Source organism: Blautia sp. HCP28S3_G10, assembly GCF_052065235.1.
GTDB lineage: Bacteria > Bacillota > Clostridia > Lachnospirales > Lachnospiraceae > Blautia_A.
The window spans coordinates 22,770-37,401 of record NZ_JBQHUL010000025.1 but is presented as its reverse complement, the minus strand read 5'-3'; the positions used below and the strand labels follow the sequence as shown (position 1 = coordinate 37,401).

Below are 14,632 nucleotides of genomic sequence, written 5' to 3'. Positions count from 1 at the left end.
TTTGCTTTGCTGCATGATTACGCTACTCGCCGTTATGATTATTATAAAACTATTTTATTTTTCTTTCAAAAGTGATTTTTACCAAAAATTCAGCGTCTGTTTTTAGATATTATTACCATAAATTTACATTACTCAATCTGCAATCCCCAATAACCAGTCTCGGGCGTTAATACGTCGAATTCCATCATATTGTTCTTCTGGATCTTCATCCATTGTTAAGATAATCTTTGGATAATGATCTCGTATTGCCTGTAATGGTCTTAATTCTCTCAAAAGTGTATTTTCATCCCGTACAGTCAATGCTACCTGGAAATATATTGTTCCCTTTTTATTCTGTGCCACAAAATCCACTTCATATGAATCGATTTTTCCAACATACACATCATACCCTCGACGTAATAATTCCAGATAAACTATATTTTCCAGAACATGCCCTGCATCTGCCTGCCTCGAGCCAAAAAGCATATACCTCATTCCGATATCAACTATATAATATTTTTCAAGGGTTTTTAAATATTGTTTTCCCTTTATATTATAACGTTTCGCCTGATATATAATATAGCTCTCGGTGAAAGCTTCCAGATATTTTTCCACCGTTTTTGTATCAATTTTTCGCCCTTCCGAGGTCATCGTATCTGCAATTTTTTTTGATGACAATGGATTTCCTATATTATTAAACACAAATCTTAAAACACTCTTAAGCATCATAGTATCTGTGATTTTTTTCCTGCTTATAATATCCTTTACAACAATCGTATTATAGATTCCTTCCAAATAATCTCTAATTTCAGCCGGCTGATTTTTTAATTCCAGTGTAAATGGAAATGAACTATTCTGCAAATACTCTGCATATTTGATTCCTCTGTCATTCATATTGCCAGTACTTTCCATATATTCCTTAAAAGACAACGGTAGCATTTCAATCTGAATATATCTTCCCGAAATCATAGTTGCAATCTCACTGGACAACATATATGCATTGGAACCGGTCACATAAATATCTATGTTTTTTTTAATATAAAGACTGTCTAACACTTTCGGAAAATCTGTTACATTCTGAATTTCATCAAGGAAAATATATGTCATTTTTCCATCAATCAGACGTTCCTTTAAATATTTATATAATTTCCTGTAATCTGTCAGTTCTTCATAATCAAGATCTTCAAAATTAATAGAAATAATCTGTTCTTTCTCAATCCCATGTTCTTGTAAATAATTACGATAAATTTCCAGAAGCATAGATTTCCCACAGCGTCGCACACCTGTAACAATCTTAATCAATTGCTTATCTTTCCAGGCTATCAGTTTTTCTAAATATTCTTTTCTTTCTATAACCATAATAATGCTCCCTTCTTTTTTACTAATTATATTCCAAAAGCAACAAAAAAATCAATAGTTTTTGGATTGTGTTCCAAAAACTATTGATTTTTTGTTTTTGTTGGAACAACAGTTAACTTACTGACTGTTCTGCCTTGAGCAATGTCATTTACTGTATTATTCGTCGTTACATGGATTTATATCCTCTTAAGTTCTCCGCCAAGCTCCAGAATGCATTCTATATCCGAAATGTGTAAAAAACTATCCAAAAAGGACATTATGATATATAATATCATCACACAAAGAAACAGGAGTAAAAAAAATGGTATTTTTATTAGCAGTTATTTATCTTTCGTTTATCAGCCTCGGACTTCCTGATGCTCTGCTCGGTGCAGCATGGCCGAATATGTATCCACAATTTCAGGTTCCGGTGTCTTACGCGGGAATAATCTCCATGATCATTGCATTGGGAACTATTATTTCCAGTCTGCAAAGCGATCACCTCACAAGAAAATTTGGAACAGGCAAAGTAACTGCCGTAAGTGTTGGTATTACTGCACTTGCCCTGTGGGGATTTTCCATCAGCCACAGTTTTATCCTCTTATGCTTATGGGCGATTCCTTATGGTCTTGGTGCCGGAAGTGTAGACGCTTCTTTAAACAATTATGTTGCATTGCATTATTCCAGCAAACATATGAGCTGGCTTCATTGTATGTGGGGCGTCGGAGCCACACTTGGTCCTTATATCATGGGTGCCGTGCTGACTGGCGGTGCCACATGGAATAAAGGATATCGAATCATTTCTGTATTACAGATCGCGCTTACAGCGGTTCTGGTATTCAGTCTTCCGAAATGGAAAGAACAAAACACATCATCTGGTGAAACAGTCCATGGAAAAACTCTTTCTCTGAAAGAAATCCTCGCAATTCCGGGTGCAAAGGCAGTTATGCTCTGCTTCTTCTGCTATTGTGCCATTGAATCAACAACCATGTTATGGGCAAGCAGTTACCTGCACCTGTCGAAAGGCGTAGATGCCAAAACAGCGGCTTCCTTTGCCGGTATGTTTTGTATCGGCATTACCATTGGCCGTGGAATCAATGGTTTTATTGCCATGAAATTAAAAGACTGCCAGATGATCCGAATGGGACAGACCATCATCCTTGCAGGTATTGTCGTAATGATACTTCCTTTTGGAAAAATAATTTCACTAATTGGTTTTTCATTGATCGGACTGGGTTGTGCCCCTGTCTATCCCTGTATTATCCACTCCACACCGTCACATTTTGGTGCGGAACGCTCACAGGCAATTATCGGTGTGCAGATGGCCAGTGCTTATGTCGGGACATGCCTTATGCCACCATTGTTTGGCCTGATCGCAAATCATATATCTGTCAGATTGTTGCCAGTATATTTACTGATTTTACTTGCACTGATGGTATATATGCATGAACTTTTGGAAAGAAAATGTAAAGCGCTATAGATGCAGTCTGCTTTAGCAGACATATTCCAAAGGCAGTCTTCTATAACGGAAAGACTGCCTTTAATACAAAATTCAATACTATCTTACTATTACGGTTACCGTAAATTTCTTTTTACCGGATTTAACTGTAATCTTAACTTTTCCGGCTTTCTTCGCTGTGATCACACCTTTACTGTTTACCGTTGCAACCTTCTTGTTAGAAGTACTGTAAGTAAATTTCTGTGTAGATGTGACTGGTGTACGTACCGGTTTCAGTGTCAGCTTTTTACCCTTTTTCAGAGTTACTTTGGATTTTAATCCACTGATCTTTTTGGTAGTTACTTTGCCTTTCTGTACCTTAACTGTAACTTTCTTTTTCAGTCCGCTGGCAAGTGTGATGGTCAGTGTTGCCTTTCCAGTCTTCTTACCTGCTTTGATAACGCCCTTGTTAGATACAGTAAAGATTTTTTTGTTGCCTGACTTCCAGGATTTTACATAATCTCCATTTGCCAGACCACTTACCTTCAGAGCACTAGTCTTCTGTTTTACTTTCAGCGGAAGTGTTGTTGCATTTACTTTAATGGTTGCATTCAGCTTCTTACCGCTGTCTCTTGTTACTTTGGCTCCGCATATACTGCATACACCTTCTTCTTTCTTTGGTGCAAATACAGTCGCATCAGATATTTTCTTCCAGTTTTTGATCTGGTGTCCTGTTGCCGGAATAACTTCTGTTTTTGTATCTCCACATTCACAGATAAATCTGCGGCTTCCCGTTGTTGTACAGGTCGGATTTTTGGTCACAATACCTTTGCCCCAGTTGTGCTGATGATCTGCCGGCAGATTTTCCTTCAGATAATTATCTGTATAATGGAAAACAACTACATCTCCATCTGCTAATTCATAATCGCATGCTCCAACATCCGGATCTTTTCCGTTTACGCTGTAAAGCCAGCCGGATTTCTTTCCATTAGTGAACTCACCAAGTTTCACACCGTCTTTAGTAGTTACTGATGAAATATAAGTATCATTATATTCTTTTTCAGCAGTCATTCCTGCTGCCGCCAGTGCTGCATCAATTGCTTCCATAGCTGTAGATGCTTTTTTCATACGATACTCAGTCTGTGCTGACCATACTTTCAGATTGTTTCTGGATAATACATGAATCTGTCCATCTTTATCACTGTTATGTACATCATCACCCAGGATGGACACCATGATGCTCACATATTCGCCTTTTACAACCCAGTAAGTTGTTTTTCCGCTACGGTATGCATCCAGAGCCTGCAATACCTGCACGGTAGACATTTCCTGTGATTTTGTATCATTTATATTATGAGAAAATCCACCGTCATCTTTCTGATATTTCATCAGATTAGTGATCATATTGAAGTCAGGTGTACCAAATCCTGCTTCTACAGAGGTCGGATCAATACCAAGGCAGGTAAGCGCAAGCAGTACCTGTGCAGTAGATTCTGAAGTACCATATCCAAAATCATCTCTCATCTGATTCTGAAGATATACCAGAGCATTATCAATTGCTTCTTTTACACCTGCGCGGTTCTTATACGGTGCCAGAGCCTGTAATACCATAGCAGTCATATCTACGCTGGCAACTTCATTGTCAGTTAATCCAAATCCGCCATTCTGATTCTGGAATTTCAACAATTCTGCGATGATAGCAGATCTTGACCATTTTGCATCTGATGGGATTGTGATATTGGCTGCATCCAGCGCCAGAAGTGCATATGCAAGCTCGTTTGAGCCATCTGCCAGTCTGTCAGAATTGTAAATCATGGCAGCCAGATTAACACCATTTACATTGGTAATATCTTTTCCAAGTCTGGTAAGAGCCAGGGCAGTACGTTCGATATCAGTCGGTTTCTTCGTTCCGTCCCATTTCTTAACTTCTGCTGCGACAGATGTATAATACGCATTTTTTACATCTTCGCTCAGTTCTTTGTTGCCCTGGAGCATGGCATAGATCAGCCATTCATTACCATAGGCATATCCGTTCTCGCTATGCTTGTTATCAATATAATTCAGTGCATTATCTGCACCTTCATTTGCTTTTGCACTTACGTCTACGCCGGTTCCACTGCCTTTTGTTACAGTGATGGTAATTGTAACCGGTGCTACGTTATTTTTGTTATCGATTGGTGTTCCGGTTGCAGTTACGGTACCTTCTGACAGACCCATTACCTGGTATTCTGCCACTGGAAGATAATCACCATAATCCGGAGCATCTACATTGTAATCGCCATTCTTCTTCCAGTAACCGCTTCCTGTTCTTACTACCTGGGCAATTCCCTTCTTGCTGTAAGTCCATTTCAGTGCAGGCTCTGTAACATCATATCCCTGTTCGTCCAGTTCACCTGCTACTACCGGTTTAAATTTTTCACTGCTCTTTCCTGCTTCTACAGTGATATTTTTGTCTGCGTCTGCAAGTTCGACAGATTTAACATTATTTTTATATACAAAGGTTACAGTGCTGTCACCGGAAACTGTTTTTGTTTCTCCGGTCAGCGGATTTGTATCTTCAATAGTTGCAGTGAAAGTTACAGTACCAGCCTGTTTCGGTACATATCCTTTTTCACCGCTTGTGTAATAAGCAATCGTTCCATCGGGATCATCACTGGTAATTGTTACTTTATCTGCATTAGTTGCATTTGCCGGTGTGACGATCGCAGATCCAAGAATCGGGTTAAAGGCAACTCTTCCATCTGTTTCCTGTCCGTCACTGTTTGCATTTCTGCTGTGAATTTCTTTTGTTCCTGAAATTGCCGGAACAACTGACTCTACCGGAACGTATTTGGAAGTTACGGTTACGGTTTTTTTCATTGCCGGCTGGCTTTTTGCAGCTACAGTGAAAGTTGCAGTTCCCGGAGTTTTAAAGGAAAATCCACTGGATGTATTTACACGGTTACTGAGTAATTTTGCGCCTTCTTCATCTGGTGTATAAGTAAAGGAAGCGTAAGATACTTCCTGGTAATCACCATTTTCCTGGTACTGTGCTTTTACAGTAATTCTCTTATAATCTGATCCCTGTACAGTAACTTTACCATCTGTTACATCTTCTCCGTCAATGTACAGTTTGATGTCTGTCATCTGCTGTCTGGAAGAGTGGATTGCTGCTGTGGCAAGCACTTTACCATTCTCGTCCTTCGCCTGTACTACTGCTACACCGGTTCCATTGACACAGAATTTACCATCCGGGTAGATTGCAAAAGATTTTGCCGGTTTGGTCGCATCTGTCAGGCTCCAGCTGATCTCACTTCCTTCCGGTGCTGTATAACCCTGCACTGAGAAAGTTCCTGCAATATTTGCCGCACCTACTGAATCAGGAGATACTTCCAGGCGGCTGTCCTCTAATGTAACAGCTTCTTCGCCATTATAAGCCTGAAATGCCATCGGATATTTGTTCTCGCCGGTTTCCGGCCATTCAAAACTTCCTGGTGTGTAAGACTGGTTCGCTCCGAAATATGGATAACCATCACTTCCCTGTCCCCATGAAGTTCCATTGTCACCTTTATTGGCATTTAAATTACCTACCAGATCCAAAGTCTTCATATCCTCTTCGGACATGGCACCAGAACCACTGCCAAGGGTGTCAACCCAATAGCAGTTTTTGATGATGGCTGCTCCGGTCTGGTTACTGCTACTATTACAGAGTGCACCTTTTCCAGTATCACCTACAGCAATACAGTTTGCAATTACACCTGTAGTATCCTGTGCGGCAGTTGCTCCCATATTAACTCCGGTTTTTCCGATAAAACCTGCCACATTGCTTCCGCTGATCTCACTTCTGCAGTTCACGATAGAAGCTCCATAAGCTGTAGTACCAAACGGTCCTGTCACATTAGTGCTGCTTCCGGTCATAGAACCTTTCAGACTTATATTCTGAACTACTGCGCCTGCATCCAGTTTGGAAAATAATGCTCCGGCATTATCAAATGTAATGGTGTGTCCCTGTCCGTCCAGTACACCTGCAAATGGGGCGAGATTCATATAGGAACTTTCGCTTGCATAATTACTGTCAATGGTAATATCCTGTGTCAGTACAAAATATTTTCCCTTAGATGGGTCCATTTTGGAAAAATCTGCCTGCGAAGCAATCTGAATTGCATCTTTTGGAACAGCTACCGGCTTCTCAACTGGTGCTTTCTTCAGACCTGTAATTGCATCTGTAATTGATTTTGCAGCCTGATTGATTTCTGCCTGGGTTGCATTCTTAGTTTCTTTTAACGCTTTTCCAGCTGCAACTGCATCTGTCAGTATTTTCCAGGTATCTGCTGTATAAGTATCGGCCACTGTATCGTCGTAAGACTCTGCCTGTTTCAGTGCATCTTCAAGGGGTTTCCAGCTGATCTCTGCTGATCCGGCTGTCAGAACCGGAAAACCACCATCTGAGTTCACTGCAAATATATAACCAGTATCTGTGATACCAGTATTCAAAAGTGCAACAGTTGCATCTGATTTCAGTTCTTCTGCTGATTTTGCAGCACAGTTTGTGATGTCTGTATCTGCATTAGATGCACTCATGGCAATGGTTTCGATCATCGTTCCCGACTGATAATAACAGTTGGATACTGTAGATTTTGCATCACCTGATGCATATGCTGCCATTCCGCCGTTCATCATTTCCAGTTCCGCAGCGTAATAACAGTTTTGAATAGTTCCTCCTGATATTGTTCCAACCAGACCTCCAACTGTGTTCCAGCCAGCATCTATTTTTGCTGTTGAATAACTGTTCTGGATTGTTCCTGTCAGCGTCCATGCCATACTTCCGCCATAACCACTTGTTACATTTACCGTTCCCTTCACACCCAGGTTCTGGATCGTTCCGGATACATTTGTTGCCAGTGAAGTTCCTGACAGAGTGATAGTATGTCCCTGTCCATCCAGTGTTCCTGCCAGATTTGTGATCTGCTGACCCTCTGTTAATGTGATATCCTCTGTCAGTCTATAGGTTTCTCCAGCCGGAATCTCCGTTGGGAAATCAGCAGCACCCGCTTCCTGTGCTGATTCCTCATCCTCAAACAGTTCTGTCTCCGCTTCGTCCTGAAACTGCTCTCCTCCTGCTGTCTCGTCAGTTATTTCCTCACTGTCAGCTGCATCTTCATAATCTGGTGTCACTTCTGATTCATCAGATTCTTCGCTATCTGTAATGTCTGCTTCCTGAGTCGGTTCTTCCAATATCTGAAGTTCTTCGGACTCTGCTAGTGCGATCATCGGTGTATTCAAAGATAACAGACCAACAAGCAGCATACTGAGCAACTGTTTTCCATATTTCTTGTTCCTCATTGCATTACCTCTCCTTCTTTTTTTGTATTCAGGAAAAATCATTCCCTGATCATTATCCGCATAAAAATGTAACAAACCTATACTCAGTTATATGGTAAATCCTTTAGTCTGTCAACCATTTAACGATTTTTATTTACCAGAAAAGGCCACTGTTGACATATTATCAACCATGGCCTTTTGTGTTTCAGTCTTTATTTATTTTTTCTCCGTTTTATAAATATGAAGGCAATTACTGCTACTGCTGCTGCAAGCAAAAGAACAAATACCGCAATTGGTGTATTATCACCGGTTTTTACCGTTTTTGCTGCATTCGCTGTTGTAGTTGCCGGCACACTTGTTGGTGATGCTGTTGTTGGCGCTTTTGTTATTTCAGGTGTTGGAGATGGGGTAATTTCATCATCTGGTGTCTCTTCGTTACTCTTTTCCTGATTTGTAATTGTAATGCTGCCCTTTGTATTTGTCGCAGTAAATTCAATTTTATCCGTATCTACTGTCATTTCATACGTAAAACTGCTACTGTTCATTACAGGAGTTCCATTTGCATCAACTTCTGTTATATACAATGTAGTCATCTTTCCGTCAACAACTGACACATCAACGGTGGTCTCTGCTGAAGAACCATTATTCATATCCAGCGCAACCACATTTTGTGATACATTTTCGGAAAGCTTTGTGAATCCTGCATCATCAAAAATTCCAGCATAGAATGTGTCCGTGCTGTTTTTTGCTTTTCCATCTGCTCCAAGAAGCTTCTTTGTAAGTTTAAGTTTTCCTACTTTATAGAAACCGTCCGGGATTTTCAAAAATTCATTCTGGAACCGGATTTCCTTACTGTCATCTGCTTTATCTACTGTCACAGTGTTTCCATTCTGGAAATTTGCACTGTAAGCCGTTCTGTCGGAATCTGCAAGCATTCCGGAATTCTGAGCATTACCTTCTGCATCACATTCTGATACATAATATTTTCTTCCAACTTCCAGGTTTGTGAATTTCACTGTGGAAGAAGCTGTTTTCTTAAACTCCAGCGCTTTTACATCTGTAAGTCTGACTGTACAGTTTTCGTCACCATACAGTGCTGCATAGAATGTCTGATCATTTGCGCCCAGTTCAGTTCCGTTGTAATCAAGAGTTTTGGTTACTTCGATGGAAGCTTTTTCACTCTTGATCATGCTGTCATCAACCACAAGTACTCCGTCTTTCACCGTTGCAGTTGTTTCCTCAACATTGATCGTTCCGTCTTCATTCAATACAAACTTCGTATCTGCTGCTACCGTATATCCTTCCGGCGCTGTCTCCTCATGCAGATAGTATGTCTTTCCGGTTGTAAGGCCCTCGATAACTTTGTCTTCTTTTCCTGATGTCCACTCAAGTACGTCTTCTCCAAGTTTCACTGGTTCTTTGTTTTCATCAAGGATCTGCAGTTTTGCCCCTTCAAGCACTGTTCCATCTACGATATCTGTTTTCCTTATTTTTAGTGATGTCTGCACATCTTTCATCACAATCTTTTCAACAGTTTCTTTTTCTCTGGCTTCACTGATCACTTTTACAGTTCCATCTGCTTCGATCGTAAACTGGATATCCTGCGCTACCGTATATCCTTCCGGCGCTGTCTCCTCATGCAGATAATATGTCTTTCCGGTTGTAAGGCCTTCGATAACTTTGTCTTCTTTTCCTGATATCCACTCAAGTACGACTTCTCCAAGTTTCACTGGTTCTTTGTTTTCATCAAGGATCTGCAGTTTTGCTCCTTCAAGCACTGTTCCATCTACGATATCTGTTTTCCTTATTTTTAGTGATGTCTGCACATCTTTCATCACAATCTTTTCAACAGTTTCTTTTTCTCCGGCTTCACTGATCACTTTTACAGTTCCATCTGCTTCAATCGTAAACTGGATATCCTGCGCTACCGTATATCCTTCCGGTGCTGTCTCCTCATGCAGATAATATGTCTTTCCGGTTGTAAGGCCCTCGATAACTTTGTCTTCTTTTCCTGATGTCCACTCAAGTACGGCTTCTCCAAGTTTCACTGGTTCTTTGTTTTCATCAAGGATCTGCAGTTTTGCTCCTTCAAGCACTGTTCCATCTACGATATCTGTTTTCCTTATTTTTAGTGATGTCTGCACATCTTTCATCACAATCTTTTCAACAGTTTCTTTTTCTCCGGCTTCACTGATCACTTTTACAATTCCATCTGCTTCAATCGTAAACTGGATATCCTGCGCTACCGTATATCCTTCCGGTGCTGTCTCCTCATGCAGATAGTATGTCTTTCCGGTTGTAAGGCCCTCGATAACTTTGTCTTCTTTTCCTGATATCCACTCAAGTACGACTTCTCCAAGTTTCACTGGTTCTTTGTTTTCATCAAGGATCTGCAGTTTTGCCCCTTCAAGCACTGTTCCATCTACGATATCTGTTTTCCTTATCTTTAGTGATGTCTGCACATCTTTCATCACAATCTTTTCAACAGTTTCTTTTTCTCCGGCTTCACCGATCACTTTTACAGTTCCATCTGCTTCGATCGTAAACTGGATATCCTGCGCTACCGTATATCCTTCTGGTGCTGTCTCCTCATGCAGATAGTATGTCTTTCCGGTTGTAAGGCCCTCGATAACTTTGTCTTCTTTTCCTGATATCCACTCAAGTACGACTTCTCCGAGTTTCACTGGTTCTTTGTTTTCATCAAGGATCTGCAGTTTTGCCCCTTCAAGCACTGTTCCATCTACGATATCTGTTTTCCTTATTTTTAGTGATGTCTGCACATCTTTCATCACAATCTTTTCAACAGTTTCTTTTTCTCCGGCTTCACTGATCACTTTTACAGTTCCATCTGCTTCAATCGTAAACTGGATATCCTGCGCTACCGTATATCCTTCCGGTGCTGTCTCCTCATGCAGATAATATGTCTTTCCTGCTATAAGACCTTTAACAGTATGGCTACCCTTATCTGAGGTTGTCCACTCTGCAGGCTCTCCATCAATACTGACAATATTTTTGTTTTCATCAAGGATCTGCAGTTTTGCTCCTTCAAGTTCTCTCTTCTCAGTCGCATCATACTTGCTGATTTCTACAGAAGTCTGCTGGTCAGCAATCTGAATTTCCTCTCCACTATAATAATAGTAAGTTCCATCTGCTGCACCATGTTTACCATCTGTGGAGATTGTAAACACAGGCGAATCCTGCTCGCTTATAGGTGTATATCCATCTGGTGCCTTAGTTTCTACCAGACGATATTTTACATTCGGATTAAGTGCCCAGCCATTATTACCCTGATGTCCATAAAGAGTTGCCACTCCTTTATCATCAGTGGTGACTGATACGGTCTTTCCATCATTTGCCTTTACATCTTCCCAGCCATCTTTAAAATACTCCTGAAGTTCAAATGTCGCTCCATCCAGTCCTTTACGGAAGTTTGCACTGTCATACTTATAGACAGATAATTTATACTGACTGGCTGTTCCGCTTCCTCCGTAAGATGCATCACAGTTTTCACTTGTCTCTGTTGTATATCCATACACACTTGCTGTATTTCTGTGATCAACATTACCCTGTCCGAACCATTTCGCCTTGTACTGGATAACCACTTTTGTCTCATTAGGAATTATGAAATGAAGTGTCTTGGTCGCTTCATCCATTGTTGTTGTCACCTGACCCGCTTTTTCTTCCGGATCTGTCGTAATCTTCATTTCGCCTATATTTGTAAGCCATGCATTTTGCATCACATCATCTACATTAAGTGTATCTTCTGTGCCATATTTTCTCTTATCTTTATTAACAGTCAGAGTATAAGTTGCTGTAAATCCGTTTGATGCAGTACCCTCTGTCATATCCTTCTGGATCGGAGTATCATCTCCGGCAACCTCTGTACTGACAGAAGATTCCAGATCACCAAGTTTAACTGTGTTTGTAACTTTTCCACCCTGTTCAGTTGATTTGATGGTTTCCAGGCCGTCTGTACCGTTTACTTTCATATAATAGGTCAGTTTACAGTTTGGATAGTAATCACCGACAGTTGTTTTCGGGATTTCACTTATAGTAAACTGAGTACCTGTTTTTGTCACAGTATAGGACAGTTTACCACCTCTGTCTGTTTTATAATTATTTTTGCTGTCAAAACCGATGGAGGATTTATAATTATTATCTTCATAATAAATCAGCTGATCTTTTTTAAAAATATCATCAATTGTAATACTGTCACTGTCTATTCCAGTAATAACGACTTCGTATCGGATCACACTGAGTCCATTATCATCTGTAAACACCGTTTTCGCTGATTTTTTTATATTAAGAGTTCTTGTATGTACGACAACCGTTGCATCTTTATCTGCTGTTGTACCTGAAGCAGACACTCTGACTGTATTTTTATGCTCTCTGTAATTCTTTTCGTCTGATTTTCCAATCCATGTCTTATCCACATCTGTACGATAAGTAACTGTAATTGTTCGCTCTTTTTCAGATGTTTGCAGACCATATATTTTCTGTCCGTTTTCTTCATAATAAAATTTTATTCTGAAGCAGTTTACTCCATTATTATCCGTATATTTTTCCAGTTCATAATCCTCATTGTCACTAAGTCCTGATATAGTCACAGATTTTTTGACATCCTCAGAATTTTCAACAAGAGAATCTGAATAATATTTACCATCAATCTTCGCACTCGGAAGTATATCTTCCAGTACACAGTTTGTATATTCTTTATTTTTTACCACATTAAATGATGCTGTCCATTCAATCTGTTTATCCTGGGCAGTTGCGCCGGTTATGATCTTACCACTTTTATCAACACTGAGAACTCCATTAACAGGTCTCACTGTGACATCTCTGTTCCAACCATTACTGCCATCTTCAAAAGATGCTCTGTTCCGCACCTTTTTATTTTCCAGGGTATCATTTGTCCCCTGTGCTGTATAAGTAATCTTATATATGTATTTTTCGGTATCTGATGGCAGAGTATATTTCCAGGTTTTATCCTTTTGCGGGTCAATTCTAAGATCTTCCCATGAAACACTTATTGGATCTCCAATCTGATCGTTACCGTTGTATTTCACTACTGTGATTCCGTCACCTGTAAATATCATAAAATCACTGTTTTCCGTAATGGAATCCACAATTGTCTGTCCGGAAAGATTATATTTTGCATCTTCATTTACAATAATCGTATAGGTGTACGTACTTCCACTGACCTGATTATCTGAATTGACATTTTTCCGGATCATTGGAAAATAAATTCTGTTGTCTTTGATTCCTGCGCTGGCAGTATCCTGTACGTCATCGCCCTCTACCGTAACTGTATTTTTAGTATTTTCTGTAGTTGCTTTTACACCAGATGTAATCTTGCTGTAATCAATCTTTGCACGATATACAATTGTAATTACTTCACCGGATTCCATGGAAGGAATGGTAAACATCATTTTATTGCTGTCAAAAGAAGGTTCCAGCTTCGATTCTCCATCTTTCAGATTACCTTTTACGCTTGAAGAAATCTTTGTAATATCTGATGCATCATACATCTTCAGGAGTTCTCCGGTCAGTGTGTCTGTAACGTGTACATTTGAGTTGCTTCCTGTTGATGTGATATTAATCTGATATTCAATATAACCGCCTTCTCGATTATAAGTTGCCTTTTTGGTAACATCCAGATTATGTTCTGAATTAATTTTGACTTCCACTATAATGTCATTTCCAAAATCAATAGTTTTTACATTTTTACTGAAATGCACCTGCATATCGAGGCTGAATTTTGCATCCGGAGATCCTTTAAAAGCCTCATAATTAACATGCGTTGTATTAAGATGCACAACTATCCGATTATTTGCAGCATCATATTCAAAAGTATTATTCTCCAGTGTGCCTGCGGAAGTTTCAATATTAAATGGATGACTCTGTCCACTGAAACTTTCCGGCAACGTCAGACCTTCTGGCAATGCATAATATAAAGTCCCATTATCTTCATCATTGTCACTGAACTGGAGCTGTCTGTTCTCAGCAAATGATAGTCGAATTGTATAATCTTCATTCTCTTCAAGCTGATATTTGCCATCTTTAACAGAGACGCCAACAACCTCAGCCTTTGTTACAAAATCATTCAAATTCGTAGAATAACTCCAGTCTACACCTGCTTTATCCTGATCTGTTTCTTCTTCTGTATCTTTCTTTTCTTCTGGTATAACTTCCGGCGTTACTGTTACTTCCGGAGTTGCTGTTATTTCAGGTGTCTCTGTTGTCTCTGCTTCCTCAGGTGTCTCTGTTACCTCAGGCATTTCTGTCGGCTCCGGTGTCACCGTTGGTTCTGGTGTTACCGTTGCTTCCGGCGTTACCGTTGCTTCCGGCGTTTGCGTCGGTTCTGCCTGTTCCGCATCTGCCTCCTTTGATGTAACATCTTCTTCATTTTCTTCTGAATTTTCAGCGGCACTGTTTTCCTGCCCTGGTACTTCCACTGCATTCACAGTCTGTCCGTCAGCAAAAATTGCAACACTGCACTGCTGCACCATCAGCAGAGAAACCAGTAGAAATGCCAGAATACGTTTGCATTTTTCAAATTTTCTCATTCGTTCCACG

General features: G+C 40.1%; 4 protein-coding genes. 1 reads left to right on the top strand and 3 read right to left on the bottom strand.

Going from position 1 to position 14,632, the window contains the following annotated elements; genetic code table 11:
- Positions 1–132: 132 nt before the first annotated feature.
- Positions 133–1,338, bottom strand: coding sequence for an ATP-binding protein (locus ACTNB8_RS10960; RefSeq protein WP_441054628.1), 1,206 nt, complete (start codon positions 1,336–1,338; stop codon positions 133–135).
- 301 nt (positions 1,339–1,639) lie between these two features.
- Here ACTNB8_RS10960 and ACTNB8_RS10955 point away from each other — a divergent pair, with 301 nt between their 5' ends.
- Complete coding sequence (locus tag ACTNB8_RS10955; protein WP_441054626.1) at positions 1,640–2,797, top strand: MFS transporter; 1,158 nt, start codon at positions 1,640–1,642, stop codon at positions 2,795–2,797.
- A gap of 78 nt (positions 2,798–2,875) precedes the next feature.
- Here the strand turns inward: ACTNB8_RS10955 and ACTNB8_RS10950 are convergent, their stop codons facing one another.
- Both ACTNB8_RS10950 and ACTNB8_RS10945 read right to left on the bottom strand, forming a co-directional pair.
- On the bottom strand, positions 2,876–8,077 hold the full coding sequence (locus tag ACTNB8_RS10950; RefSeq protein ID WP_441054624.1) for a DUF4430 domain-containing protein: 5,202 nt from the start codon (positions 8,075–8,077) through the stop codon (positions 2,876–2,878).
- 191 nt (positions 8,078–8,268) lie between these two features.
- Positions 8,269–14,622 carry a SpaA isopeptide-forming pilin-related protein gene (locus ACTNB8_RS10945; RefSeq protein WP_441054622.1) on the bottom strand — a complete coding sequence of 2,118 codons (6,354 nt, stop codon included), beginning with the start codon at positions 14,620–14,622 and terminating at the stop codon, positions 8,269–8,271.
- Between the last annotated feature and the right edge of the window lie 10 nt (positions 14,623–14,632).